Source organism: Dokdonia donghaensis DSW-1 (genome assembly GCF_001653755.1).
Lineage (GTDB): Bacteria > Bacteroidota > Bacteroidia > Flavobacteriales > Flavobacteriaceae > Dokdonia > Dokdonia donghaensis.
Map to the genome: position 1 here is coordinate 1,980,161 of NZ_CP015125.1, position 25,119 is coordinate 2,005,279.

Annotated in this window: 27 protein-coding genes and 1 tRNA gene; 9 read left to right on the top strand and 19 right to left on the bottom strand. The window is 37.5% G+C overall.

Going from position 1 to position 25,119, the window contains the following annotated elements; all coding sequences use genetic code 11:
• Positions 1 to 81 precede the first annotated feature (81 nt).
• From I597_RS08720 to I597_RS08740, 5 genes are all read left to right on the top strand, one after another.
• Positions 82 to 1,026, top strand: coding sequence for a PorP/SprF family type IX secretion system membrane protein (locus tag I597_RS08720; protein WP_035325072.1), 945 nt, complete (start codon positions 82 to 84; stop codon positions 1,024 to 1,026).
• Positions 1,027 to 1,035: 9 nt separating this feature from the next.
• Positions 1,036 to 2,985: an OmpA family protein gene (locus I597_RS08725; protein WP_035325071.1), complete on the top strand. Its 1,950-nt coding sequence runs from the start codon at positions 1,036 to 1,038 to the stop codon at positions 2,983 to 2,985.
• A 76-nt stretch (positions 2,986 to 3,061) separates the two neighbouring features.
• The gene (idi, locus tag I597_RS08730) at positions 3,062 to 3,580 is read left to right on the top strand and encodes an isopentenyl-diphosphate Delta-isomerase (RefSeq protein WP_035325070.1); all 519 of its coding nucleotides are present in this window, start codon (positions 3,062 to 3,064) and stop codon (positions 3,578 to 3,580) included.
• Positions 3,577 to 3,987: a 6-pyruvoyl trahydropterin synthase family protein gene (locus tag I597_RS08735; protein WP_035325069.1), complete on the top strand. Its 411-nt coding sequence runs from the start codon at positions 3,577 to 3,579 to the stop codon at positions 3,985 to 3,987. Before idi ends, I597_RS08735 begins: the two co-directional genes overlap by 4 nt.
• Positions 3,988 to 4,440, top strand: coding sequence for a peroxiredoxin (locus I597_RS08740; protein WP_035325068.1), 453 nt, complete (start codon positions 3,988 to 3,990; stop codon positions 4,438 to 4,440). It abuts the gene before it with no gap.
• Between the two features lie 103 nt (positions 4,441 to 4,543).
• On the opposite strand, the gene I597_RS08745 is transcribed toward I597_RS08740, so the two are convergent.
• The 6 genes from I597_RS08745 to I597_RS08770 all read right to left on the bottom strand — a co-directional run bounded on the left by I597_RS08745 (position 4,544) and on the right by I597_RS08770 (position 10,378).
• A tRNA-Thr gene (locus tag I597_RS08745) sits at positions 4,544 to 4,617 on the bottom strand.
• 60 nt (positions 4,618 to 4,677) lie between these two features.
• On the bottom strand, positions 4,678 to 4,944 hold the full coding sequence (locus I597_RS08750) for a hypothetical protein (protein WP_035325067.1): 267 nt from the start codon (positions 4,942 to 4,944) through the stop codon (positions 4,678 to 4,680).
• 92 nt (positions 4,945 to 5,036) lie between these two features.
• Positions 5,037 to 5,735, bottom strand: a complete 699-nt coding sequence (locus I597_RS08755; protein ID WP_035325066.1) for a DUF4369 domain-containing protein — start codon at positions 5,733 to 5,735, stop codon at positions 5,037 to 5,039.
• Between the two features lie 49 nt (positions 5,736 to 5,784).
• Positions 5,785 to 7,035: a DUF819 family protein gene (locus I597_RS08760; protein WP_035325065.1), complete on the bottom strand. Its 1,251-nt coding sequence runs from the start codon at positions 7,033 to 7,035 to the stop codon at positions 5,785 to 5,787.
• 87 nt (positions 7,036 to 7,122) lie between these two features.
• Positions 7,123 to 9,315 (bottom strand): DUF5916 domain-containing protein, encoded by a 2,193-nt coding sequence (locus I597_RS08765; protein WP_035325064.1) that lies wholly within the window; start codon positions 9,313 to 9,315, stop codon positions 7,123 to 7,125.
• 115 nt (positions 9,316 to 9,430) lie between these two features.
• Positions 9,431 to 10,378, bottom strand: a complete 948-nt coding sequence (locus I597_RS08770; RefSeq protein WP_052111729.1) for an alpha/beta hydrolase — start codon at positions 10,376 to 10,378, stop codon at positions 9,431 to 9,433.
• A 127-nt stretch (positions 10,379 to 10,505) separates the two neighbouring features.
• Between I597_RS08770 and I597_RS08775 the strand changes: the two genes are divergently transcribed.
• A complete protein-coding gene (locus I597_RS08775) occupies positions 10,506 to 11,279 on the top strand; it encodes a S1/P1 nuclease (protein WP_035325063.1) in 774 nt (257 codons plus the stop codon).
• On the opposite strand, the gene I597_RS08780 is transcribed toward I597_RS08775, so the two are convergent.
• The 10 genes from I597_RS08780 to I597_RS08825 all read right to left on the bottom strand — a co-directional run bounded on the left by I597_RS08780 (position 11,271) and on the right by I597_RS08825 (position 20,483).
• On the bottom strand, positions 11,271 to 12,140 hold the full coding sequence (locus tag I597_RS08780) for an AraC family transcriptional regulator (protein WP_035325062.1): 870 nt from the start codon (positions 12,138 to 12,140) through the stop codon (positions 11,271 to 11,273). The genes I597_RS08775 and I597_RS08780 overlap by 9 nt on opposite strands.
• A 581-nt stretch (positions 12,141 to 12,721) precedes the next feature.
• Positions 12,722 to 13,321, bottom strand: a complete 600-nt coding sequence (locus I597_RS08785; RefSeq protein WP_035325061.1) for an alpha-ketoglutarate-dependent dioxygenase AlkB family protein — start codon at positions 13,319 to 13,321, stop codon at positions 12,722 to 12,724.
• On the bottom strand, positions 13,322 to 13,669 hold the full coding sequence (locus I597_RS08790) for a DoxX family protein (RefSeq protein ID WP_035325060.1): 348 nt from the start codon (positions 13,667 to 13,669) through the stop codon (positions 13,322 to 13,324).
• A 56-nt stretch (positions 13,670 to 13,725) separates the two neighbouring features.
• Entirely contained in the window at positions 13,726 to 14,595 is an 870-nt protein-coding gene (locus tag I597_RS08795; protein WP_236626630.1) for a sugar nucleotide-binding protein, read from the bottom strand.
• A gap of 50 nt (positions 14,596 to 14,645) precedes the next feature.
• A complete protein-coding gene (gcvT, locus tag I597_RS08800; protein ID WP_035325059.1) occupies positions 14,646 to 15,737 on the bottom strand; it encodes a glycine cleavage system aminomethyltransferase GcvT in 1,092 nt (363 codons plus the stop codon).
• 148 nt (positions 15,738 to 15,885) lie between these two features.
• On the bottom strand, positions 15,886 to 17,340 hold the full coding sequence (locus I597_RS14995; protein WP_063613073.1) for a GDSL-type esterase/lipase family protein: 1,455 nt from the start codon (positions 17,338 to 17,340) through the stop codon (positions 15,886 to 15,888).
• Between the two features lie 125 nt (positions 17,341 to 17,465).
• Positions 17,466 to 18,767: a threonine synthase gene (gene thrC / locus I597_RS08810; RefSeq protein ID WP_035325058.1), complete on the bottom strand. Its 1,302-nt coding sequence runs from the start codon at positions 18,765 to 18,767 to the stop codon at positions 17,466 to 17,468.
• Between the two features lie 211 nt (positions 18,768 to 18,978).
• Entirely contained in the window at positions 18,979 to 19,770 is a 792-nt protein-coding gene (locus I597_RS08815) for a DUF6503 family protein (RefSeq protein WP_035325057.1), read from the bottom strand.
• A gap of 61 nt (positions 19,771 to 19,831) precedes the next feature.
• A complete protein-coding gene (locus tag I597_RS08820) occupies positions 19,832 to 20,032 on the bottom strand; it encodes a helix-turn-helix transcriptional regulator (protein ID WP_021779432.1) in 201 nt (66 codons plus the stop codon).
• Complete coding sequence (locus I597_RS08825) at positions 20,025 to 20,483, bottom strand: hypothetical protein (protein WP_021779431.1); 459 nt, start codon at positions 20,481 to 20,483, stop codon at positions 20,025 to 20,027. Before I597_RS08825 ends, I597_RS08820 begins: the two co-directional genes overlap by 8 nt.
• Before the next feature lie 145 nt (positions 20,484 to 20,628).
• Here I597_RS08825 and I597_RS08830 point away from each other — a divergent pair, with 145 nt between their 5' ends.
• On the top strand, positions 20,629 to 21,414 hold the full coding sequence (locus I597_RS08830) for a TrmH family RNA methyltransferase (protein ID WP_035325056.1): 786 nt from the start codon (positions 20,629 to 20,631) through the stop codon (positions 21,412 to 21,414).
• 8 nt (positions 21,415 to 21,422) lie between these two features.
• Here the strand turns inward: I597_RS08830 and I597_RS08835 are convergent, their stop codons facing one another.
• Positions 21,423 to 22,145, bottom strand: coding sequence for a peptidylprolyl isomerase (locus I597_RS08835; RefSeq protein WP_035325055.1), 723 nt, complete (start codon positions 22,143 to 22,145; stop codon positions 21,423 to 21,425).
• Between the two features lie 2 nt (positions 22,146 to 22,147).
• Between I597_RS08835 and I597_RS08840 the strand changes: the two genes are divergently transcribed.
• Positions 22,148 to 22,795: an NUDIX hydrolase gene (locus I597_RS08840; RefSeq protein WP_035325054.1), complete on the top strand. Its 648-nt coding sequence runs from the start codon at positions 22,148 to 22,150 to the stop codon at positions 22,793 to 22,795.
• Between the two features lie 85 nt (positions 22,796 to 22,880).
• Positions 22,881 to 23,684, top strand: coding sequence for a lysophospholipid acyltransferase family protein (locus I597_RS08845; RefSeq protein ID WP_021779427.1), 804 nt, complete (start codon positions 22,881 to 22,883; stop codon positions 23,682 to 23,684).
• A 120-nt stretch (positions 23,685 to 23,804) separates the two neighbouring features.
• Here I597_RS08845 and I597_RS08850 read toward each other — a convergent pair whose 3' ends face one another.
• Entirely contained in the window at positions 23,805 to 24,419 is a 615-nt protein-coding gene (locus I597_RS08850) for a hypothetical protein (protein ID WP_035325053.1), read from the bottom strand.
• Between the two features lie 4 nt (positions 24,420 to 24,423).
• Entirely contained in the window at positions 24,424 to 24,918 is a 495-nt protein-coding gene (locus I597_RS08855; RefSeq protein WP_035325052.1) for an RNA polymerase sigma factor, read from the bottom strand.
• Positions 24,919 to 25,119 lie beyond the last annotated feature (201 nt).

Sequence of the window (25,119 nt, forward strand, 5' to 3'; positions counted from 1 at the left end):
ATAACAATAACATTAGGTAAAACGATCAATCCGCTTAAACAGCGGAGGTCGTTTTACTAAATGATTTAAACTAAGATTAGAATGAAAAAGCTACATCTCATTGTATTGCTATTGATTACAATGCTAAGTTTTACTGAAGTAAGCGCTCAGCAAGATCCACAATACACACAGTATATGTATAATACGGTGGCAATTAATCCTGCCTATGCAGGAAATAGGGGAGTTACTAGTATAGTAGGTCTTCATAGAAGCCAGTGGGTTGGTCTCGACGGGGCACCACGTACACAAAGTTTAAGTGTGCACTCACCTATAGGAGAGGGTAAAGTTGGACTTGGTCTATCTATAGTCAATGACGCACTTGGGCCATCTCAGGAGACATACGTGGGAGTTGACTTTAGTTACACAGTTAATACATCAGATACTGGTAAACTTAGCTTTGGACTTAAAGGAGGAGGTCACATACTCGATGTGGATTTTACTAAACTCACGCTTTTTGATGTTACAGACCCAAGGTTCTCACAAAATATTGATAATAAAATATCACCTATTATAGGTGCTGGTTTATACTATCATACAGATAATTTTTATGCTGGTGTAAGTGTGCCTAATCTTATTCAAACAGAACATTTTGATGTAGGTAATAATAGCAATGGAGCTAGTTTTATAGCAAAGGAGCGCATACATTATTATGGTATAATGGGATATACTTTTGATATAAGTGATCAACTTAAGTTTAAGCCTAGTACACTTGTAAAAATGGTACAAGGTGCCCCATTACAAGTTGATCTTACTGCAAACTTCCTAGTGATGGAAAAACTTCACCTTGGAGCGGCTTACAGATGGAGTGCTGCATTAAGTGGTCTTGTAGGTTTTCAAGTTTCAGATAGTATGTTGATAGGGCTTGCTTATGATAGAGAAAGCACAGACTTAGGTGACACTATTTATAATGACGGTAGTTTTGAAGTCTTTTTGAGATTTGAGCTTTTCAATGAGTATGACAGAATGTTAACTCCAAGATTCTTTTAATACAGTACTATGAAAAAAATTACATTATTTATATTTCTTCTTACTGCATTTTTTGGATACGCGCAGGAAAAGAAGATAGAAAGAGCAACAAAGAGATTTAATCAGTATGATTATGTAAATTCTCAAGAGATTTATCAAAAAGTAGTTGATAAAGGTTATGAATCTGGTGATCTCTTTAAAAGACTTGCAGACTCATATTATTTAAATGCAAAATATGATGAAGCAGCAACATATTATGGAAAGCTTATAGAGCAATTCCCAGAAGATGTAGAACCAGAAGTATATTTTAGATATGCAACGTCATTAAGAGCTACAAAAGATTATGCATTATCTGATAAGATGATGGCTCGCTTTTATGACCTTGGAGAGGATGATACTAGAGCTGTACTATTTAGAAAAGCACCTGATTATCTTAGAGAGATTGAAAAGCAAAAAGGAGCTTACGATGTTTCTATCACTCAAATTAATTCTGGATACTCAGATTTTGGATCTGCACTGTATAAGGACAAATTGATTTTTGCCTCAAACAGAGATACAGGCGGTTACACAAAACGTGTGCATAAATGGAACGGTCAACCATTCTTAAACTTATACCAAGTAGATACTAGTAAAGTAGGACAAGAAGGTGGAACTAAGTTTGCTAAGCCATTTAGCGCTAACCTAAATACGCAATATCACGAGAGTTCTCCTGTATTTGCAAAAGGGGATAGTGTTATGTACTTCACACGTAATAACTATAGCAATGGCATCTTTAGTAAAGATAGTACAGGTACTAACCAGTTAAAGTTGTATCGTGCAAGTTATAAAAATGGCGCTTGGGGCGGAGTTAAAGAATTACCATTTAATAGCGACAATTATACAGTAGCTCACCCAGCATTAAGCCCAGATGGTAAAAAATTATACTTCTCTTCAGATATGCCAGGTACTTTAGGCCAGGCAGATTTATGGTATGTAGTAATCAATGATGATAGTACTTATGGAGAGCCAGTAAATCTTGGTAATAGTATTAATACTGAAGGAAGAGAAAGTTTTCCATATGTAAGCGCAGCAAACGATTTATTTTTTGCTTCAAACGGTCACCCGGGCCTAGGAGGTTTAGATATATTCTTAACTAACTTAGATGCTACTGGTGAAGATGTTACAATACTTAACATAGGAGAACCAGCAAACACTTCTAAAGATGATTTTGCTTTCATAATCGATTCTGAAACTAAAACTGGATTTCTTTCATCTAACCGTGGTAAATCTGGTATAGATGATGATATCTATATGATAAGACAGCTTAGAAGACCAGAACCACTTTGTGAAATATTACTAACGGGTAATGTAACAGATAAAAACACAGAAGAGCTTTTAAAAGATGCTACCGTGGCTTTATATGATGATAAGAATAATCTTATTGAATCTATTGTTACTGGTAGAAAAGCAACTTTTGAGTTTGAACCAGAGTGTGATGCAAAATATCTTTTAAGAGGATCAAAGGATGGATATACTACTGTAGAAAAGAGAGTGTCTACTCCTAATCTATCTGGTGAAATTCAAGAGTTTTTACAATTAGAGCGTGCTGTTCAAATTGCAAAACCAGGAGACGATATTGCAAAAATATTAAACCTTAATCCTATATACTTTGATTTTGATAAGTACTATATAAGACCAGATGCAGAGATTGAACTAGCAAAAGTTCTTGTGTATATGGAAACGTATCCTTCTGTACGTATAGACGTAAGATCACACACAGATAGTAGAGGTAATGATGAGTACAACCGTACACTATCACAAAACCGTAATGTATCTACTAGAGACTGGCTTATTGCAAAGGGAATTAATCCATCTAGACTTTCTGGTCGCGGTTATGGAGAGTCTCAGCTAGTTAATGAATGTTCAAACGGTGTTCAGTGTAGTGAAGAACAACATCAACTTAACAGAAGAAGCGAGTTTATAGTTTTAAGTAATAACTAACCTTACTTTCAATAATTTCAAGAGCGTCTCATATGAGGCGCTTTTTTTATGAGTTATTTGTATTTTTACAAAGCTTATGAAAGAAGAATTAGTCATCTTAGTAGATGAAAATGACAATAAAATAGGGCTAATGCCCAAAATGGAAGCTCACGAAAAGGCCGTTTTACATCGCGCTTTTTCAGTATTTGTCTTCAATGATAAAAAGGAGCTTATGCTCCAGCAAAGAGCACTTCACAAATACCACAGTCCCGGCTTATGGACAAATACCTGTTGCAGTCACCAGCGCGATGGTGAGAGCAATATAGAAGCAGGTACACGCAGGTTACAAGAGGAGATGGGTTTTACCGTTCCCTTAGAAGAAAGTATATCTTTTATTTACAAAGCTCCTTTTGATAATGGACTTACTGAGCACGAGTTAGATCATATACTAATAGGTCACTCAGAGCAAGAGCCTGTAATTAATGAGGAAGAAGTAGCTGCCTGGAAGTGGATGGGGCTTGAAAATGTAAAGCAAGATATTGTAAACAGACCAGAATTGTATACAGCTTGGTTTAAGATCATTTTTGATAAATTTTATAATCACATTGAGCGATGAGAATAACTGCACACAGAAAAGCACATTTTAATGCTGCACATAGGTTATATAGACCAGACTGGAATGATGAAAAAAATAGCCAGATTTTCGGTAAGTGTAGTAACCCTAATTTTCACGGTCATAATTACGACCTTACTGTAAGTGTTACTGGAGAGATAGATCCAGAAACCGGATTTTTGATAGATCTTAAAATTTTAAAGGATATTATAAAAGCTCAGGTAGAAGACTACCTAGATCATAAAAACTTAAACCTAGAGGTACAGGAGTTTAAAGAGCTCAACCCAACGGCAGAAAATATTGCAGTTGTCATTTATAATAGAATTAAAACAGTATTAGAACCTAAGTTTGATCTGGAGGTGACTCTATATGAGACACCGCGTAACTTTGTAACCTATAAAGGAGAGTAAATGGCATTAAAAGTAGGAGATAAGGCACCAGGCTTTAGTTTAAAAAATCAAGATGGTAAAGATGTTTCTATAGATTCACTGTTGGGGAAAGTACCTATGGTAATTTATTTTTATCCTAAAAATTTCACGCCTGGTTGTACTGCGCAAGCCTGTAGTTTTAGAGATCAGTATCAAGATTTTACAGATGCAGGAGCAAAAGTATTCGGTATAAGTGCAGATAGTGTAGCTAGTCATAAACGATTTAGAGCAAAGCACAACTTACCTTTTGATACCCTTTCAGATCAAAAAAATAAAATACGTCGTTTATACGGTGTAAAGAACGAACTTCTAGGTTTGTTGCCAGGACGAGAGACCTTTGTTATAGATTCTGCAGGCACCGTTAAAATGCGTTTTAATAGTATGATGGCTGGTAAGCACATTCCTAAAGCGCTTTCTGTAATAAAGGGGCTGTAATCTTTTTACGCTTTCGCGAAAGCGTACTCACAACTACATTTACTTTTAATAATCGTAATGGCTTTAAAACAAAAAAGGTCTTCTATAAAAGAAGACCTTTTTGAGCCGATGGAGGGACTCGAACCCACGACCTGCTGATTACAAATCAGCTGCTCTAGCCAGCTGAGCTACATCGGCATTGCGGGTGCAAATATAATAGCATTTATATCATATTTGCAACCTCAATTTGAAAAAAAATTAAAGCTTATTAATTCTTTCAATAAGACCGCTTGCATCTCTCTCAAGATCAGCACGTACGGCTTCTAAATTTTTTCCTCTATTTTCAACCTTACGGTCATTTACCTTTGCAATAAGGGTATCAAATGTCTTAATTGCGTCATCTATAATCGCTTCACCTTTAGCGGCATCTTCTTTTGGGTTAAGCGCTTCCCATACATACACGGCATCAATGATGTCACCTAGTACAAAATTGATATCTTTCTTTAAATCTCTAATATTTGCCATAGTTCTTATTTTGAATGCAAAAATACTGTAATTTCTGAAGATGAGCTTCAGTTTGTGATGGTAAATTAAGTGTTGTTTATCAACAGAGTGGCTTAATTTGACTTGCGCTCCTCAAGCAATTTTTTTACCTGTTTACCATATAGAGATTGCTTAGTCTTTCTCGGGAATGTCTTGTAAAGGGTATCAAGATATGATGTTGCAGCATCAGGAATCTGTGTTAAAAGTAGGTAAGGAGCTACCTCCTTGTCTTTATGTACAGCCGCAAAGTTACCCGTGTATAAATACTTTCTTTTGAGAAGGCTTTGTAGTGAGTCATCATAAGCTACAATATCTTCTTGTACACCACTTTGTCTCGCCTCAAAAGAACCTTTTATAAGATCCAGGTTTTTATCATTAAACTGCTTATTCATATTTTGAAATTCCTGCCAGTACATTTGGTTTTCTGACCCTATTACTGCGGCAAATCCTTCAAAGTTTTTAAGAGATGTAGTGATATTAATAGCGCCCTCTTCTGCAAAGAAAGGTATGCGATCATCATAACCAGACTCATTTTCTTTACTTAGGTGTAAATAGTAAACCTCTGGCTCTTTTATGTCTAGTATAAATTCAAACTCTGGGTCTCCATCTATTTCTAGAGAATCTATATTTACTAGTGCAGTGTCTTGTATATGCTGCACATAAAGAGTCCCTTTTTTAAGTCCTTTTACGGTTCCTGTAAGTGTTAAGTTACCCGATTTTGAACACGAGATAATTAAAAAGCTTACTAATAAAAGGTATGTGATTCTAGTCATAATATAGTCTTGTTAAGGGCGCAAATATCTCATTATTTTACAAACAAAACTAGCCTGCAGAGGCCATTTCCATTAAAATTGTACACAATATCGCACCATAGGTTCCTACTACGTAGCCAAAGACCGCTAGCAACACTCCCACACTTGCTAGTGACGGGTGAAACTCTGCTGCAACAACAGGGGCAGAGGCTGCTCCTCCCACATTTGCCTGACTTCCCACTGCAAGGAAGAAAAAGGGAGCTTTTACTAGTTTTGCCATAAGTATAAGAAGGCCAGCGTGTATACCCATCCAGACAAACCCTATAGCTATAAGCCCTGGGTTATCAAGTATACTTAGTAAATCCATTTTCATACCTATGCTTGCAACGAGTATATAGATAAAAACACTACCTATCTTACTTGCTCCTGCACCTTCATAGTTTTTTGCCTTTGTAAACGAAAGCAAAATACCTATGGCTGTAGCAATTGTAATCATCCAGAAAAAGGTAGAACCAAAAGACGCAAGAGCAGAGCCCTTAGGTATATCAGAAAACAGTGCAGACATACCACTTGCTCCCCAGTGTGCAATTCCTACTGCACCAAAGGCAAGCCCTAGCATTACCATCAGGTCATTGAGAGTAGGGTTGCGTTTTACACCCTCGGCAAAGGTTGATACCTTTTCTTTTAATTTTTCTATAGCTGTGTTATCTGCTTTGAGCCAGTTATCTATGCGTTTTGATTTTCCTATCCCTAGCAGTAATACAGCCATCCATACATTTGCGACTACAATATCTACCAAGACCATTTGTCCATACTTGGCAGGATTGTATTTATAAATTTCTAGCATAGCTGCTTGATTTGCACTGCCACCTATCCAGCTACCTGCCAGTGTAGACAGACCTCTCCATATCGCGTCTGGGCCAGCACCACCCACCGTCTCTGGTGAAATAGCAGAGATTAATAAAATAGCAAGCGGCCCGCCTATTACGATACCTAAGGTCCCCGTGAAGAACATAATAAGTGCCTTAGGACCCAGATTTACAATAGCTTTAAGGTCTATACTTAAGGTCATAAGTACAAGCGAGGCAGGTAGTAAATAGCGACTCGCTACATAATATAGCTGGCTACGCTCTGCGTCTATTAATCCTACACTATTAAATATTGCGGGGATCAAATAGCATAATAGTAAGGCTGGTACAACGCCATAAAACTTACCCCAGAAGCCTGTTTTCTTTCCAGAGGTGTAAAATATGCTCGCCAGTGCAAGAGCGATGAGGCCAAAGACAATAGCATCATTTGTAAAATAAGGTGTGTTTTCCATAGTTGTGAGGGTGAGTACGCTTTCGCGAAAGCGTAAAAAATAATCGCTCCTAATTTATCTAGAAGCGTCCCGAAAATATGAAAATCCCTATAAATAGAGCCAGTAAGTGAGCTTTAAATTTATACTTCTGAAGCGTGGCGCAAAGTTGGTATCTGTAAAATAGTTGTCATTATAAACCAAAAATAAATCTGATAAAGGAGCAAAACGCCACTGCAACCTAGAGTTGATACCAAAGTTATCTTGCAAGGTACTGTATTGAAGCAAGGTGTTCCAAAATAGGTTTTTTGTAAATGTCACTTCCACACGAGGGCTTACGAGCCAGATGTCATTATCTGAGTAGGGGGCAGGAAGGTTTATTTTATCATAACGCGCGTTAAAACCTATAATTAACTTAGGTTGTAAACGTAGTGTGGCTCCTGCTCTTAGTGTTAAAATCTCACCATTAAAGTAGTCTCCATAGGTAGCATTTGAGGTATATGAAAGTGCTTTTCTTCTATCTGAATTATACTCAAGCTCGATGCTATTATAACTATACTCGCTGCCTTCTGGAAGTTCTAAACCTTCTGAGCGTGACGGGTCAAAGGTGTCAAAAAGCTTAGTAAAACGTGCTCGTGGCTTTACAGCAAGGCTGGCTGTATTTTTAAACTCTGCTTCCCATTGTGGAGAGAGCGTGCGATCACCTAGTGTGAAGTCTAGCTCTGGTCGCCACACATAAAATGAGTTGAGAGAGAATATATGTCTATTTATCGCTCCAGACTTGGGGAATATGAGGCGCTCAAGTTTTGAAAAATTTCTAAAAATATCTTTACGAGGTATAAAACCTAGGTCTGAGTTAAAGTCTTCGTTTACAAAGAGGGTAGCGCTGGTTGCTCTCCAGTTATTTCTATTATACTCAATGCGGGCTCCCCCAGAGAAGTCTTTGCCCTCTATACCAGGGCTAAAAGATTTGTGTAGGTAAAATTTACCATTCCAACTGTTATCCTCATTTGCAAGATTATAATCAAGACCTACTAGTCTGTTGTATTGCTCGCCAGGTTCTACAAAAGTTTCATTACCTGTGGCTTGTCTGTTTACAAAAATAGCAGAGATGTTTGACCGGCTAAAAACTCTATGCTGTAAGGCAATTAAAGTATTATTATTTGCAGAGATCTCATTTATTTCATCTTTTTGGGTTTGCATATTGAGAAGCCCCACACGTAAGTTATTATTTAATTTACCGCTTAGCCTTGCACCTGCTACAATGTTATTTATAATGGTATTTCCCTCAAAGTCTTCTGCGATACCTATACGTCTCGAAAAAAATGGATTTGCCGCTCTAGGATCTCCAAAATCTGCAAAGAGGTCACTATTTTCTATAAAAAACTGGCGTCTCTCTGGTAGCCCCACCTCAAAACGTGAGAGATTTGTGATGGCATTATCTACCTCCACCTGTGAGAAGTCTGGGTTTATGGTGACGTCTAAATTAAGACTATTACCTATAGTAAAACGAGCATCACCACCCACTTTTACTTCTGTAAAATCATCTGGTAGTTCTCTATCTTGACCTGCTATCGCATTTATATATGGAATAATTGATATGGGACTTTTTGAGTTACCTAGCGGTTTTTCAAAAACCATATCTCCCATATAAGCCAGATTAAATATAAACTGATTTTGGGGGATGTTAATCCACGTGTTTCTAGTATTATCTTGGGTGTCAAACTGGTAGCTGTTAAAGCGCCATCTAGTCTCACCTTCTCTAAATTTAAAAGCGCTCATAGGGATGGCCCACTCACAAATGTAATAGCCATCATACTGCTTAGTCTCACCCACCCACTTTGTGTCCCAGCTAGTTGTAAAACCTCTTAAGTCTGTACCACCACCAGATACGAGAGCCTCGCGACGTATACCTAAGGGATTTGAGCCAAATAAGAAAGCATTGTTTCCATCATTAAAAGTGTCAAACATTAAAGTGATATTATCACTTCCGCCAGCTCTAAAGTCACGCTTAAGGGAGGGTATCACATAGTCATCTCCTTGAGAAAATACTTTAATACCTACATAAAGTGTCTTGTCTGTATATAAAAACCTTATTTCAGATTGATATGGAGCTTGTATACTATCTGTTGGAAAATATTGCCAGAAATTTGTTGCTACTTGAGTCTCATTCCAAACGGGCTCGTCTAGAGATCCATCTACGGTAATAGGTGAATTTATAAATTTTACACCTACCTCCTTAGTCTGTGCATAGGTAGTCAGGCTCGCAACTAGTATTGCGATAGATAAAACGTATTTAAGCATTAATATTGATTGGTTATGCTTAAAAGTAAATAAAATGGCTATGCTATAACTTAAATTTAAGAAGCTTTTAACCCCATATAATCATCTTTATGCTTTATGTTTAACGCTAGAGGCATTACTCACGATTTATAAACGCACTTACTGTGTCTATAAGCGCAGAGGCAATAGGTAAGGCGGTATTATTATATGTTTTTGAGTTTTCAAGATTGTCTTTTCCGGTAATACGTAATACGTGATTCATCCCCTCTATGTAGGATAAACTAGCTGCTGGAAGGGCAGCTTGTAGTTTTATAGCTTCTTCTGGAGAAGTTTGTAAATCATTTGTACCATCTATAATGAGAACAGGTATCTTAAGTTTTGCAATCTCTTTACTCGGGTTATACTGCATCCAGCTTGCCATAAATGGTTGTACAGCAGGTCTAAAGATAGATCCTAGGGCAGGAGAGTAGTCTTTTACCTTTCCTTTTTCTTTAAGTATTTTAAAAGCTCTTGCCGCCTTGTCTTTAAGGTCTGGCATTTGCAATGCTATTTGATTAATAATAGATTGATCTATGGATTGTCCCGCTCCAGTGAGTGATATAAAACCACTTGTAGCTGTTTGTTGAGCAGCCACCATCCCTATGAGTGACCCTTGCCCGTGACCTATGATAAACACTTCTTTAAAACGTCCTTGTTTATTAAAGTAATCTATAACAGCTACTGCATCATCTATAAACATTGTGAAGTCCAGTTTATCTTCTTGAAGCGCATTTTTCTTTAATAATGTAAGTACCCTCTTGTCATATCTAAAACTAGCGACACCCTCTTGAGCAAGACCTTCGGCGAGAAGTTTTAAGCTGTTATTGCGCATCATTTGCTGGTTTCCATCGCGATCTGTTGGGCCTGAGTCTGGAATAATTATCGCAAGTTTTGAAGTGGGAGTTTCTGGAGTGAGCAAGGTTCCATAAACCATATCTGTGATACGAAGGTCACTACTACCACTATAATTTTGAGAAAAGACACCAGTTTGTACCAGTAAACAAAGTATCGGTATAAGTAATTTTAGCTTTAGTGAAGTTTGCATTAGTATATGGAATTTATAGAGTTAAAGATAGTGTTGTTTACGCTTTCGCGAAAGCGGACTTATTCTTAATATTTTTATAACACAGAAGAAGGTTGATTCATTGTACTTTTGCTCAAAATTTTATACAATGCGTTATTCTTTACTTTTAGTTTTTGTTTTACTTTTTTCACTACAAGCCACTGCTTTTGACTGGGGAAAAACGGGTCATAGAACCACTGGTGCTATTGCTGAAAAATACTTAACTAAAAAGACAAAAAGAGCGATTGCAGAATTACTAGATGGGGAGTCTCTTGCACTGGTATCTACCTATGCAGATGAGATTAAAAGTGATAAAAAATATAGATCTTTTGGACCTTGGCACTATGTAAATGTACCTTTTGATAGTTCTTTTGAACAGCACCCTAGAAGTGAAAAGGGAGATATTATAAGCGGTATAGAGAAGAGTATAGCTGTTATAAAATCTGACACTGCTACAAAAGAAGATAAAGCATTTTACTTACGTATGCTTGTGCACTTTATAGGTGATTTACACCAGCCACTGCATAACGGAATTAGTGAAGATAAAGGCGGTAACGATTTTCAAGTACGATGGTATAATGATGGTACAAATCTGCACAGAGTATGGGACACCCAGATGATAGAAAGTTACGGGATGAGCTACTCAGAACTTGCAGATAATATGCCTAGTCTTACTAAAAATCAAGAGAAAGCAATCGCTCAGGGTACTTATGTAGACTGGATGAAGGATAGCCGCGTTCTCGTAAAAGAAATCTATGCAAATACTGAAAAAGGTGAAAAGCTAGGGTATAGATATATGTATGACTATTTTAATGTTCTTAAAGGACAATTACAAAAAGGAGGAATACGTCTGGCTACTTTACTTAATGAGATTTTAGGCTAGTGGTCTAGCTTCTTCTTGCTTCTTAAACTGTTTTGGGGTTAGACCGTTATATTTCTTAAAGATACGCGTGAGATGACTCTCATCTGTAAAGCCTAGTTGATAAGCTATTTCAGACACTGTAAAGTCAGTATTTATAAGTCTATACTTAACCAGCTGTATTTTATACATTAAAATATAGTGATGTAACGAGTCTCCAGTTTTCTTTTTAAAATAGGCGCTTATCCCACTACTAGTCATATTAAACTTATCTGCAATAGCACTTATTTTCATAAGGTCTGTGTCATATACGTGCTGCCGTATATAATTAAGTAAAGACTCTATAGTAGTATGTTGATCTTTATTGCCTGTTTTCTTCACAGGTTTAATATCTCTCAGAATGTTTCTAGCAATAATACTCAGTGTAGTACTCACCATATTTGAGATATTATGCTTGTAAAATTCTTTACCCATCTCATACTCTTGTATAATGACATTGTGCATATGCCAGATGAGTGCCTTGTCGTAAGGATTTGTAATAATGTCTCCCGGCATCTGGTTAGGACTATGTATAATACCTTCTATGCGATGTAACCAGTATGACCTATCTGGTAGGTTCATTTTACTAGAAAATAATGATTCAGTAAATTGAAAATAACAAAACGAGGTAGTACCGTCTATCTCAAACCAGTACTTATCTTCTGGTGCGATTAAAAATACATCACCTGTTGTATAGGTTACTATAAACTCGTTTACAAAATGACGACCTTTTCCTTCTTCAATAAAAATTATTTGAAAATAAGATCTGAGGTCTGTATCCTGATGCTTCCCAGTTCTCTCAAACTGTTTAATAAGGAAAGTGTCTTGTAGGCTAAACTGTTGCATATATGACTAAGTAGGGGCTTTAAATAGTGTACAATAAGATACAAATTTAAATTTAGATTACATAATTACTGCTTATTATCAGATTGTTACAAGTTTTTTACAATTTTTTATCAATATTTTACTAGTTCGGATTTACTATGCGTGCATAGCTTTGCGCCCGTTAGAATAGACGAGTGTAAGAGTACAAAGTTTGAGGTATTGTCACGTTTGGTTTTAAGGTTAGTTGTTAGTTCCTTTTTACTCTTACATTCTATATATGTTCATAATATATACACTGTTTATTGCTTAGGTTGACTTTTTTCTAAGTTCCCTAGTTTTTAGTTAATGATTTTTTTTGGTGACAATACCTCTTTTTTAAATCATAACAGTATTACATCGCTAGTAGAGATGTACAATTATAATTATTTGATATACTGACTTAGAAGTGAAAAATTGATGCTTAGTAACCCCTAAATTACTTACTGTTTTAAGCTTCTAAGTCTTATGTAAATTGGCTTTCATCCCAAGAAAGAATTCATCTACTCGTATTTTTAATCGGGTAGATAACTAAGGCAAACGTACCCCCTAAGCGTTTGCTTTTTTTATTTTACAATCCTGAAGGTTAGATTTATACGTGGCATTACTTTTTTTGCAGTTTTTGGTACTGTATGCTGCCAGCACTCTTGCGTAGCGCCTTTCATTAAAAGTAAACTTCCAGAGTCAAGTACAAGTTTTTTATTAATACTGTGATCTTTCTTATACCTTAGTTTAAAAGCTCTGGGAGCACCTAAGCTTACTGATGCTATTGCAGGGTTCTTGCCTAATTCTTTCTCATTATCTGAGTGCCACCCATTGCTGTCATTTCCATCTCTATATAGGTTAAGTAAGCAAGTAGAAAATATAATACCCGTGACTGCTTCGACTCTTTTTTTTATTTCGCTTAAAGCGAAAGTAAATTCAAGCGGGTGCATCGTGATATTAGAGTAGGAGTAGGGCTTACCATTATTACCATAGAGCGCAGTGAGCCTAGGTTGTGCATAGGTTTTTCCAAAAACGGTAATATCATCTTGTTGCCAGGGCGTTTCCTTATAAAGTATATTATAAAAGTGTAGCGCCTCTTCTTTTGAGAGAAAATCTTCATAATAAGTGATATCTCCATCCGGAATATCAAGATTGTATGGCTCGCTAGAAAATAAAGACATTTATAAGTATTGATAAGCCCAGTACATAAGTAAAAATTGTAACGGTAGTCTTAACCATAGTAACCACATTGGGAATTTACCTTTGTGCTTTGCATTAGTAATCATATCTATATGAACCGTAAAAAATACAAGGAGCATTAAAATAATACCCCACGCGGCATATACTCTGGTAGTATCAAAAAGAAGACCCACACCAAGTACAACCTCTGCCACACCACTCCAGAATACCATTGCTTTCTTATATGGTATGTAAGGAGGCATTATTGCTCCGTAAACACGTGGTTTTATAAAGTGCATCACACCTGCAATGATGTACATTGCAGCCATAATATATAAATGCCAGATCATAAATTTCTTTTGTTTTAAAGATACGTACTAAGGTCGTTTTATGAGATCTTTACTGGTTAAATATACTTCTTACTGCTCTCAACAACCGTTTCATTTGTAATCTGTAAATGTTTTGGTAGTCGGTTATCGCGAGGGAGTACTGCTAGGTAGCGGTCTGTATTACTAGTAAATACATTTTTATAAATAGGTTTTCTATTAAGATCGAGCATTATCACCAGCTCGTGTATAAACTCCTTGTGGTGTATGAGATCTGTGCTACCTAAATGAAAGATACCGGAGAGTTTTCTATTTATAATATAATGTATCTGCTGGCGTAGTTTTGCATCTGTGGTAGTGTTCATCACAAGATGCGGAAATACCTCTATGGCATCACCTAGTAAGAGCTCATTTTTAAGAGCTTGTATACGTGGTGAGCCTACCCCAAAAACCATAGGCAATCGCACAATGGCATATTGCTCTTCTGGTAGATGTCTCATAAGGAGTGTCTCTACGCGTATCTTTAGTTTTCCGTATATGCTTTGTGAGAGGGTTTTATCATTCTCATAACTTGGGTAGTTTGAAAATGCGTCAAAAACATTTGCGCTTGATAAAAATATAATACGGCAACCAGTCTCTTGCGCATAGCCCACCATAAGCTCGTGTGCCTCTAGCTGGTCTGTAAATGGACCTCGCAGCGCCGAGATAATCACCGATGGTTGTACTTGTCGCAATAACTCATACACATCATCATTTACAAGGTCAAACTTTAAATAGTGCTTGTTATCACTATAAATTTTACCAGAATGATAGGTGCCATAGGTGTTATAATACCTGTACAATTCCTTGTATAGAGCATTGCCTAAAAAGCCACTGGCTCCCAGTATGAGTATCTTATCTTTTGACTTTTTAAATGCGATAGCGTACTTATTTTGTATAAAAAATCCCAAATTTCAAAAAGTAATCCTTTTTGAAATTTGGGATTAATTTTTCGGTTTATCTATCCTTTGTAAAATGGAGTCTTTACAACGGTTGCAGGTACTCTTTTCTTGCGTATCTGTATGAAGATTGCTGAGTCCGCTTTCGCGAAAGCGGTATCTACATATCCCATACCAATACCTTTATCTACAGATGGGCCCATTGTACCAGAGGTAACGTGGCCTATTTTTGTACCTTCTTCTGTAACGATATCATACCCTTGTCTCGGTATACCACGCTCTGTAAGTTCAAAACCTACAAGGCGTTGCTTTAATCCTTCTTCTTTTTGAGCCTTAAGTGCATCGCTGTTTACAAAGTCTTTTGTGAATTTTGTTACCCAGCCTAAACCAGCCTCAAGAGGCGAGGTAGTCTCGTCTATATCGTTACCATATAAACAGTATCCCATCTCTAGGCGCAAGGTATCACGAGCCGCAAGACCTATGGGTTTTATACCCCAGTCTGCACCAGCTTCTAGAACCTTGGTCCATAGTTGCTCTGCCTCTTCATTTTTACAATAGATTTCAAAACCTCCACTACCAGTATAGCCGGTAGCACTTATAATCACGTTTTCAAGTCCAGCAAAAGGTGCTACCTCAAAGGTGTAAAATTTAATATCAGCCAGATCTACATCTGTAAGGCTTTGCATTGCCTCGATAGCTTTAGGTCCTTGTATAGCCAGTAGCGAGTGCCCTTCTGATATGTTTCTAAGATCTGCATTAAAACCCTTTTCTGCGTTTTGTTTTTCTATCCAAGCCCAGTCTTTATCTATGTTGCTCGCATTTACAACGAGCATATATTGATCTTCTTTTATGCGGTAAACAATGAGGTCATCTACAATACCGCCCGTAGCATTTGGGAAGCAATTGTACTGCGCACCACCTACTTTTATTTTAGAAACATCGTTTGAGCATACCCATTGTAATAGGTCTAGCGCCTTTTCTCCAGAAACAAGAAATTCACCCATATGTGACACGTCAAAAACACCTACACCGTTTCTTACGGTATCGTGCTCTGCATTAACACCCTCATATGATACGGGCATATTATAGCCCGCAAACGGGACCATTTTTGCCCCAAGGGCTTCGTGTACTTTTGTTAAGGCTGTATTTTTCATATAAAATCTACTTCTTTTTGATACACAAATGTAAGGAAAGGTCTTTATTTGATAGATAAATTAAATCTAAATTATCTACGTATATCGAGAGCGATTTTTAAGCCTAATGTCGAGTAAGATTTTATGCTTTAGTGTATGTATTCATTTTTTAAAGTGCAGAGCTTAGCACTTTTTCCATCACTTCATAACCTGCTTTATTACAATGCACACCATCATAGGTGAGTAATGACTGCATCCCGTTTTGTGCATCTCTCATCACACTGTGATAATCTATGTAAGTGTGACCATTTTTAAGTGCGTAGTCTTTGAGTAATGTATTGAGTTCTGTGATTTTTGTAGCAGGTTGTAAACCAGTTTTCCAAGGGTAGTCATATACTGGAAGAATAGAACTTATGACCACATCTATATTATGAACTGTGGCAAGCTCTGCCATCGTAATAATGTTATCATAAATGGTTTGATTTGAGGTAACCCCAGTGTTACCCGCAATATCATTTGTACCTGCGAGGATAACTACTTTTTGTGGTGCTAGGTTGATTACGTCTTTTCTAAAGCGTAGTACCATCTGTGAGGTGGTCTGGCCTCCTACACCACGATTTATGTAATGAGGATTCTCTTCCCAAAACTCTGGACTTGTACTCGACCACCCCTCAGTGATAGAATCTCCCATAAAAACAATGCGTTGTGAGTTGTTTGTAGTTTTTAACCGTTCATTGTCTTTTTCGAACTTTTTGAGTAGGCTGCTTTCAGAAAATTTAAGCCACTCTGGTGTGCAGTCTTCAGTGATTACCTCTGGTGTGTCAGCTGGATCACCTATTTCTTTAGTATGTCCGTATACCCACGAGAAGAAATCTGGCTCGTTAAAAGCATTTGTCCAGCTGTCGTGGTTTACGTTAGGATATAATGAAAACCTAGGTGTTTGACCATTTTGTAGCAATGATTCTACCATAAGTTGAGAGTAGATTACTGGCACAACAGCATCTACCTCTCCGTGAAAAATCCATACCGGTGTTTGTTGTGCCCATCTCGCAGTGTTTGCAGGATAGCCACCTCCACATATTGCCGTCGCAGCCGCAAAGGTATCTGGCTTTGTGGCGAGCAACTCATATGTTCCCATACCTCCCATAGAGAGTCCGCTTAGATAGATACGATTATGATTTATATAAGACTCGTCAAGCGTTTCTTCTAGTAAGGCAGTAACCGCTTGCATAGCCCAGGTAGGAGTAGGGTTTGCTGGGTATTTAAAGACATTCTGGTTTTCTCCTCGTGTGACCTCCACATCTGCCCAGTAGTCACCTTTTGGACATTGCGGAAATATAACCACCGCAGGATATTGCTCATTCATTTTCACAAAGAGATCACTACCGTGTACAAGCTGCGCCTGGTTATCACTACCACGCTCGCCAGCACCGTGTAAAAATAAATGTAAGGGGTATTTTTTACTCGTATCAAAATTCTCAGGATATAGTATTCTATACGGAAGTTCTTTGCCTTTATAAGAATAGGTCTTAGCTTCAAAGGCTTTTAGCGCATCACTAGACACTTGTTGAGCAGATATTTGTAAAGTTATGATACATAGTAAAAGCGATATATAATATTTCATTGCACTGGATTTTCGGTCTATTATCGGGTATAACAACTGTAGAAAGTTACTATTTTTTTGCACGATAATGATGCCGTTACCCGTATGATGAATGAAATGGGGTTATACACGCTTTCGCGAAAGCGTTATTTTAATAAGTAATTTTTGAGTTCTTGATAATCACTTACGGCCAGCGCATCTTTTTGAGCACTCATAAGTTGTTTTATTTGCTCTGGAAGGGCTAGCGGTCCTACTACTGGCTCTACAGCTGGTAAAAATTTTATGGGATGCGCTGTTTCTAAAAAGATACCGTGCGCATCTGGGTGGTCTTTAAGGTATTCTTTTAGCCCCAAGTATCCCACAGCACCGTGTGGATCTGCAGTGTAGTTGTGTTCCTTATATATATCAAGCATCGCACCTCTAGTGGCATTATCACAGTATGAATATGATGAAAACTTAGTAGATAAAAGCTGTCTACTATTTTCAAAAAGCTGGAGAACCCTCACAAAATTACTAGGGTCACTTACATCCATAGCGTTACTTATGGTAGGCACAGTAGGAGTTGGGCTGTAATCACCCGTTTTCATAAACCTAGGTATAGTGGTATTACTATTTACAGCAGCTACAAAGTGATGTACGGGCATCCCCATAAGGTGTGCCACCATACCAGCACAAATGTTTCCAAAGTTACCACTAGGTACAGAAAACACAATCTTATCTGCCTTGCCCTGTTTTTTTAATTCTTTATATGCAAATAGATAATACAGTGATTGTGGTAACCATCTAGCAACATTAATACTATTTGCAGAGGTAAGCTGTTTTATATTAGTAATGTCTGTGTCTAAAAATGCTCTTTTTACCATAGCCTGACAGTCGTCAAAGGTGCCGTCTACCTCTAGAGCAGTAATATTTTCTCCCAGCGTGGTGAGCTGTCGCTCCTGCACGTCAGACACTTTACCAGAGGGGTAGAGTATGACTACTTTTATACCGGGTACTTTATAAAAACCTCTTGCCACAGCGCCGCCAGTGTCACCACTGGTAGCAACTAGTACGGTTACTTCTTCTTGCTGGTTTTGCTCTTTAAGAAAATGACCTAAACATCTAGCCATAAAGCGAGCTCCCACGTCTTTAAACGCCATTGTAGGCCCGTGAAAGAGTTCAAGCGTACCTATATGGTTTGTTATGGGAACGATAGGAAAGTCAAACGATAATACATCTGCTACAATTTCTCTAAGCGTAGTCTCATCCATCGTGTCACCTACGTACGGTTGCATCACTTGGTAAGCAATCTCTTCTTTAGACAGCTCTTCTATAGTTTCCCAAAACTGAGTAGGTAGTGTAGGTATGCGCTCAGGGAAATACAGTCCTTTATCTGGCGCAATTCCTTTTATAACTGCGGTGTCAAAGGTTACCTGTGGTGCTTTATTATTGAGACTGTAATAGTGCATTATTAAGAGAGTTACTTTGTTGCTATAAGGTGTATCATTAAAAAGTAAATCTAATAGGTTTTAAGGGATTTTTCACCATTTTTAGGGTAAAAGGATAGATGTTAATAGAGAATTATAAACTCATTACTATTTGAATAACAGTAGTTTGTATAAAAAAATAAACGCTATTCATAAAGAATAGCGTTTGAGATTATACTTTGTTATTGCAAGCTTACTCTGCAAATGTTCCGTCTGCAGGTTTTTCAAAAAGATTTTTATCTAGTTGAGTAGCTGTGGCTGTAGGTTTTGTAAAGTTCATTGCGTTGCGCATCTCGGTAGGTTGTCCTTCTTCTACATTATACCATTGTAGCTCACTAGGGAGTTGTAATCCATTTACTTCTTGCCACTTGTCATATTTAATGTAGCTGTAACGCTCGCTCGGACCTTCCTTACCATAGGTAACTGTATATGCTAGCCACGCCATTTGGTTTGTACTAGGATCTCTATAGATGATATAATTATCATCAGACGCGTCACCTACACCGTCTTCAAAGCTAATTTTTGTACCTGGGTAGTCTACACCATCTTTAGATAGAGCAGGGGCCTCACTATAGGTTATACCTTCGTCACCTAGTACAAAAGGCATTGCATAAAAGTAAAACATAAGGTTGTGGTAAAAACGTGCTCTTTCTGGCTTAAAAGCAAGACTATCTTGCTTGAGCCATACTTTTTCTCCGTCAAAACCTAAAGTATATGCTGGTGTCTCGATACGTGTTTTTCTAGATTTTAAATCTACAGTATGTACTTCTTCTATATCACCTTTAGGAAGTGTAAAGCATAAGTTGTTCATTGCATTCCAAGTGTCAATACCTCCGTGCGCTTTAAAAATAGCGGCTATATCTTCTGGATATTCTCTTAGCGGTGTCTCAGTTACAGTTTCTTCTGTAATGGTAGTTTGCTTTGTTTCTGTCTTGCAACTTGCGAGCAGTACGATAGCTGCTAGTACGAGTAGATTGTTTTTCATTTTGAATTGGTTATAATTAGCTTGTTTTGTAGTAAAAATAGGCGATTACTTACAAAGGAGTTTAATCTTCTTCGGTGAGTTTAAAAAAATCGTTTACGGGTTTATTAAAAAGTGCAGATAGTTTTAAAGCAAGTACGGTAGATGGTACGTACCTATTCTTTTCTATTGAGTTTATAGTTTGTCTTGAGACGCCTATTTTTTTTGCGAGATCATCTTGAGTAAGATCTAGTATAGCGCGTTCTACCTTAAGAGTGTTAGTCATTTGCAGTGCTTTTAAAAACGTGAAAAACTAATATCTGGCAAAATAGTAATACCCATAGTACAAAGAAGTCGTTTACCGGTTTTAGTGTTGAGCCACCATCTACTATAGTCTCAGCACCTAGCGTAATAAATGGCATAATAAGCGTTTGTATTACTCCTAGTATAAAAGCAATCATATATGACTTCATACGCATACTCTTGATAAACTCATCTTCAATAGGCTCTTTGGCTAGAGAGACCATAAGTAAACCTATGAGCATCGTGTATTTTACAATTATCACTATTGTTGATTTTAGACTTTCATCTGTGGTTATTATGCTAGATGCAAATAGCGATATAAAAGAAACTATAAATAGTACCCAACCCACTTTTTTAAAATGATGTGGTAGTTGAAACTTGCTAACCTTCCCTAGACTCTTGCGCTCGCACGCAATAATTTTCTTTATACTCATACTGATTTTCTTTAAGTAATTATAACTTAGCTTTCCAAAATGGAAAGATTGTTTATTATAATGTCAAATATACTTTACATTTTGTAATTATCAACTATTTTGAGCAACTATTTATCTAATCTTCAGAATATTCTACATTTGCGCTATGTCAAAATATATTTCTAGTCTTCAAAACCCAACGGTAAAACGTTTACTTCAACTTCAAGAAAAGTCACGCACTCGTAAGAAGGAAGGTGGTTTTATAATAGAAGGTAAACGTGAGATTGAGCTCGCTATCGCTGGCGGCTATACCATTACTGAGGTGTATTATGACGAGCAACTTATAACGCCATCTTCGGTAGAAGAACCTGTGGGGACCAAGATATCCCTTACGAGCCTAGCCACTGAAGTTTACAAAAAAGTTGCCTACAGAGCAGGTACTGAGGGGGTGATCGCTTTCGCGAAAGCAAAAAAAACCACATTATCAGAATTACAATTACCAGTAAACCCACTCATATTAGTTGCCGAAGCGCCAGAAAAACCTGGTAACATAGGCGCATTACTTCGCACAGCAGATGCTGCCGCGGTCGATGCCGTTATTATAGCAAACCCCAAAACAGATTTATATAATCCTAACATCATACGCTCTAGCGTGGGTTGTGTGTTTACAACGCAAATAGCCACAGGAAGCACAGAGGAGGTTATCTCTTTCTTGCAAGAAAAGGGTGTTGCGATTTACAGCGCCATATTACAAGAGGCGGTAGATTATGCGACGCAATCTTATACGAGTGCGAGTGCTATAGTAGTAGGTACAGAGGCTACCGGTTTATCTAGAGAGTGGAGAACGGTGGGTACAAATATTAAAATCCCTATGCGGGGTAAAATAGACTCTATGAATGTATCTGTAGCAGCGGGAATATTAATCTTTGAGGCTAGAAGACAGCGCTCTTAGAGTAAAGATTATTCTATAATCTTAATAGTCATATACACATTTTCTAGTGGCCACTCACTGCCGTCTACTTCTAGTTTATTAATTTCATCTATCACGCTCATACCTTTAGTCACGTGGCCAAAAACGGTGTGGTCTCCATCTAGGTGATGTGCACCGCGATAAGGTTGTACTATAAAAAACTCAAAAGGAGCGGTTGCATTACTTACATTTTGTTCTGTGTACTTAGCAGAAGAGAAAGCACCTCTAGTATGTGTGTGAGATGGGTTTGCCTCATTAGGAATCAAGTAACTCCCAAAGCTTGAGCGGTTACGAGCTGTACTTTGTGTGTCATTATTACCACCCTGCACAACAAAGTTAGGCGAGACTCTATGAATCTGTGTTGTGTTAAAATAGCCATTCTTTACGAGCATAATAAAATTTGCTCTGTGTAGTGGCGTGTCCTCATAAAGTTGCACCTCAATATTCCCAAAACGAGTTGTGATTCTCACCTTAGTCTCCGGGTTGTTTTCTCCATAGGTTGTAAAGAAGTCTATAACCTCTGCTTGTTCTTTAATAGTAGGCTCTTTTATGGTACCCATATCTGGTGAAGGATCTTGCTTATCAATAGTTTTTACAGCTGTGATGGTATCTTGTATCACGGCTTTTTTGGCTACAGATTTACTTTCAGATTTCTTATCTTGACAACTTGTGCTTAGAGCAAAAATTATAATAATCCAGAGAAAGGTGCGCATATATGAAGTTTGAGTCATTTTTAGAATTAGTTTCAAAAATAAGAAAACTACCGCTTCCCGGGCGTGATGTGCAGCTTGAGATGGCACCACAAGAACGGCTTAAAGAGCTTAAGGAAGAAGATATTGCAAAGCACAACCCTCGACAAGCTGGTGTGATGTCCCTTTTTTATCCTAATAATGTGGGGGAGACAGAGCTCATACTCATACTACGTAAGACCTATAAAGGAGTACATTCTAATCAGGTAGGGTTTCCGGGAGGGAAAGTTGAGCAAGAAGATAGAGACCTCGCACATACCGCCTTGCGTGAGACAGAGGAGGAGGTAGGTGTTGCTCAAGATACGGTCACACTCGTGCGTGAACTTACTAATATTTATATACCGCCCAGTAATTTTTACGTACAATCATTTATAGGGTACGTGCAACATACTCCCTCTTTTAAAGCGCAAGAAACAGAGGTAGAAGATCTCATACCCGTACCACTCTCAGAATTCTTGTCTGATGAGGTTGTAATTACCCAGCGCCTCACTACCTCGTATATGGATGAGGTAGAAGTACCAGCCTATATGTTGCAGGGCCACGTAGTATGGGGAGCTACTGCAATGATGCTCAGTGAGGTAAGAGCTCTTGTTAAGAAATCTTTAATATTGTAAGGTCTTTTGTATATTTACAGGCTGTTTGTAACCAAGTACGCTTTCGCGAAAGCGCACTCAAACGCACACAACTTTAAACTATTAAATGGGGCTATTCAAAAAAAATCCATTTGGACATATACTATTCTTAAAACGCTGGCTCATACGTATTGCAGGAGCAATGACACACAGGCGTTACCGCGGCTTTAATGAGCTGCAGATAGAAGGTTCAGAGATACTCACAAATTTACCAGATACTAACGTCCTTTTTGTGTCTAACCACCAGACCTACTTTGCAGATGTGGTATCGATGTTTCACGTATTTAATGCGAGTCTAAGCGGTCGTACAGATTCTATAAAAAATATAGGTTACCTCTGGAGGCCAAAACTCAACTTATATTACGTTGCGGCAGGCGAGACAATGAAGGCTGGTTTACTACCCCGCATACTGGCTTATGCAGGAGCGATTACCGTGAGTCGTACCTGGAGAGAAAAAGGAAAAGAGATAGAACGTCAAGTAAACCTTAAGGATACAGAAAACATAGGTATCGCACTAGATGATGGCTGGGTAATCACCTTCCCACAAGGAACCACAAAACCGTGGAAACCTATTAGAAAAGGAACGGCGCACATTATTAAAAATTACAAGCCTATTGTAGTGCCTATCGTGATAGATGGTTTTAGAAGAAGTTTTGATAAGAAAGGTTTGCGTATTAAAAAACGTGGCATCTTACAATCTTTTGAGGTAAAAGAACCACTAGAGATAGATTATGAGAACGACTCTGTAGAGAAGATTGTAGAGCAGCTAGAATATGCCATAGAGCAACATCCTTCTTTCTTAAAAGTAATCCCTACAGAAGAGATAGAGGCAGAAGAAGCACTAAACAAGAAAAGACAGTGGGAATACTAGCCTAGTCTAGAAGTCAAACTAAAAAAGTAAAGCGAGAATACCACCTGGTATTCTCGCTTTTTTTATGGTAAGGCAACAGCTTGACCTATTGCCTTGTATAGAAATTTAAACCCCCTACAGTTAAATTTCTAATTTCTTCAATTCCTCATAATTAGATTTCAATCTTTTTGTCAATCGTCCATAAACAAGGCGGTATAAAATAAGTAACAACCCTATAAATAAGCCTAAGATTATAATAAAAGCTATAAAGAACACAAATGGATTTATCTCTGAAATACTTTGAGGATCACTTTTAAACTTTACACCTAGCATTACAATGGTGCCTACGATCAAGAAAATAACGTTGAATAAAATATATTGCTTTACTGTTTTTCTAACTTTTAAAATATTTCTCATTAAGCCTCTGGCGCTGTCATTGGTCTTAATTAATTTATAGTTTAGATAGAAACGACTTATAAAATATATTAACGCTATGTAATTAATTACATTGAGCCCGATGTTATAAATCTGTAAATCATCGTTAATCTTAAATTCAGAATACTTATTGGTCTGCTCTAAAATAATACTAAGAGCAATCCAAAATGCAAATTCGATAATGCTAATAATCAATATCCACTTCACTATAGAAGAAGACTTCTTAAGGAGCATAGGGTACAAATCTTCCTTTGTGTATTTAGGAAGGGTATCTTCTTGTTTTTGCCAATCTTTTTTTAGCAATTCTAATTCGTCTACCATATGATTATGGGTTTAATATTTTCTTGAGCTTTTTCTTCACTCTATTCATCTTTACTCTAGCATTTACCTCTGTGATACCTAAGGTTTCTGAGATCTCGCTATAATTTTTATCTTCTAGATATAAAAACACAAGTGCTTTATCTATATCGTTAAGTTCCTTTACGGCGCTGTACATTAACTTTAATTGTTGCTCTACCGTATCATCATACTCCTCAGAAGAGATGCGGAACATCACAGCGTCAAAATCTTGTGTTTGTACCGTTCTCTTAGACTTACGATATAAAGTGATGGCAGTATTGAGACCCACTCGGTACATCCAGGTACTGAATTTTGAATCTCCTCTAAACTTAGGGAAGGCACGCCATAACTGTATCGTTATCTCTTGAAAGAGGTCATTGTGCTGGTCCCGATTGTTTGTATACAACCTGCATATTTTGTGCACAATATTCTGGTTCTCCTCCAGTAGGGTAACAAATTTTTCTTCGGTGGTTTTGTCCAATGGTTGGTGGCTTTGTTATCTATAAGTAGGTTATTCTTACAAAGTGTTACACGCTGTTGTAAAAAGTTTTTTTATTTATTGAAGGACAGTGCCTTGGTGTGTGGTTTTCTTTGTTACGCTTTCGCGAAAGCGTACTAATATCTGCTTTCTTAAAAAGAAAAAGCTCCTTTACCCAAGATAGGTAAAGGAGCTTTAATAGTA

What these genes read in the sequence shown, in the direction of transcription:
- I597_RS08815 (WP_035325057.1), bottom strand. Translation starts at nt 19,770, where the DNA reads ATGAAAAACAATCTACTCGTACTAGCAGCTATCGTACTGCTCGCAAGT.
- I597_RS08760 (WP_035325065.1), bottom strand. Translation starts at nt 7,035, where the DNA reads ATGGAAAACACACCTTATTTTACAAATGATGCTATTGTCTTTGGCCTC.
- I597_RS08735 (WP_035325069.1), top strand. Translation starts at nt 3,577, where the DNA reads ATGAGAATAACTGCACACAGAAAAGCACATTTTAATGCTGCACATAGG.
- I597_RS08825 (WP_021779431.1), bottom strand. Translation starts at nt 20,483, where the DNA reads ATGAGTATAAAGAAAATTATTGCGTGCGAGCGCAAGAGTCTAGGGAAG.
- I597_RS08845 (WP_021779427.1), top strand. Translation starts at nt 22,881, where the DNA reads ATGGGGCTATTCAAAAAAAATCCATTTGGACATATACTATTCTTAAAA.
- I597_RS08720 (WP_035325072.1), top strand. Translation starts at nt 82, where the DNA reads ATGAAAAAGCTACATCTCATTGTATTGCTATTGATTACAATGCTAAGT.
- I597_RS08750 (WP_035325067.1), bottom strand. Translation starts at nt 4,944, where the DNA reads ATGGCAAATATTAGAGATTTAAAGAAAGATATCAATTTTGTACTAGGT.
- I597_RS08835 (WP_035325055.1), bottom strand. Translation starts at nt 22,145, where the DNA reads ATGCGCACCTTTCTCTGGATTATTATAATTTTTGCTCTAAGCACAAGT.
- I597_RS08840 (WP_035325054.1), top strand. Translation starts at nt 22,148, where the DNA reads ATGAAGTTTGAGTCATTTTTAGAATTAGTTTCAAAAATAAGAAAACTA.
- idi (WP_035325070.1), top strand. Translation starts at nt 3,062, where the DNA reads ATGAAAGAAGAATTAGTCATCTTAGTAGATGAAAATGACAATAAAATA.
- I597_RS08770 (WP_052111729.1), bottom strand. Translation starts at nt 10,378, where the DNA reads ATGCAAACTTCACTAAAGCTAAAATTACTTATACCGATACTTTGTTTA.
- I597_RS08765 (WP_035325064.1), bottom strand. Translation starts at nt 9,315, where the DNA reads ATGCTTAAATACGTTTTATCTATCGCAATACTAGTTGCGAGCCTGACT.
- I597_RS14995 (WP_063613073.1), bottom strand. Translation starts at nt 17,340, where the DNA reads ATGAAATATTATATATCGCTTTTACTATGTATCATAACTTTACAAATA.
- gcvT (WP_035325059.1), bottom strand. Translation starts at nt 15,737, where the DNA reads ATGAAAAATACAGCCTTAACAAAAGTACACGAAGCCCTTGGGGCAAAA.
- I597_RS08725 (WP_035325071.1), top strand. Translation starts at nt 1,036, where the DNA reads ATGAAAAAAATTACATTATTTATATTTCTTCTTACTGCATTTTTTGGA.
- thrC (WP_035325058.1), bottom strand. Translation starts at nt 18,767, where the DNA reads ATGCACTATTACAGTCTCAATAATAAAGCACCACAGGTAACCTTTGAC.
- I597_RS08785 (WP_035325061.1), bottom strand. Translation starts at nt 13,321, where the DNA reads ATGTCTTTATTTTCTAGCGAGCCATACAATCTTGATATTCCGGATGGA.
- I597_RS08740 (WP_035325068.1), top strand. Translation starts at nt 3,988, where the DNA reads ATGGCATTAAAAGTAGGAGATAAGGCACCAGGCTTTAGTTTAAAAAAT.
- I597_RS08820 (WP_021779432.1), bottom strand. Translation starts at nt 20,032, where the DNA reads ATGACTAACACTCTTAAGGTAGAACGCGCTATACTAGATCTTACTCAA.
- I597_RS08755 (WP_035325066.1), bottom strand. Translation starts at nt 5,735, where the DNA reads ATGACTAGAATCACATACCTTTTATTAGTAAGCTTTTTAATTATCTCG.
- I597_RS08780 (WP_035325062.1), bottom strand. Translation starts at nt 12,140, where the DNA reads ATGCAACAGTTTAGCCTACAAGACACTTTCCTTATTAAACAGTTTGAG.
- I597_RS08775 (WP_035325063.1), top strand. Translation starts at nt 10,506, where the DNA reads ATGCGTTATTCTTTACTTTTAGTTTTTGTTTTACTTTTTTCACTACAA.
- I597_RS08790 (WP_035325060.1), bottom strand. Translation starts at nt 13,669, where the DNA reads ATGATCTGGCATTTATATATTATGGCTGCAATGTACATCATTGCAGGT.
- I597_RS08830 (WP_035325056.1), top strand. Translation starts at nt 20,629, where the DNA reads ATGTCAAAATATATTTCTAGTCTTCAAAACCCAACGGTAAAACGTTTA.
- I597_RS08850 (WP_035325053.1), bottom strand. Translation starts at nt 24,419, where the DNA reads ATGGTAGACGAATTAGAATTGCTAAAAAAAGATTGGCAAAAACAAGAA.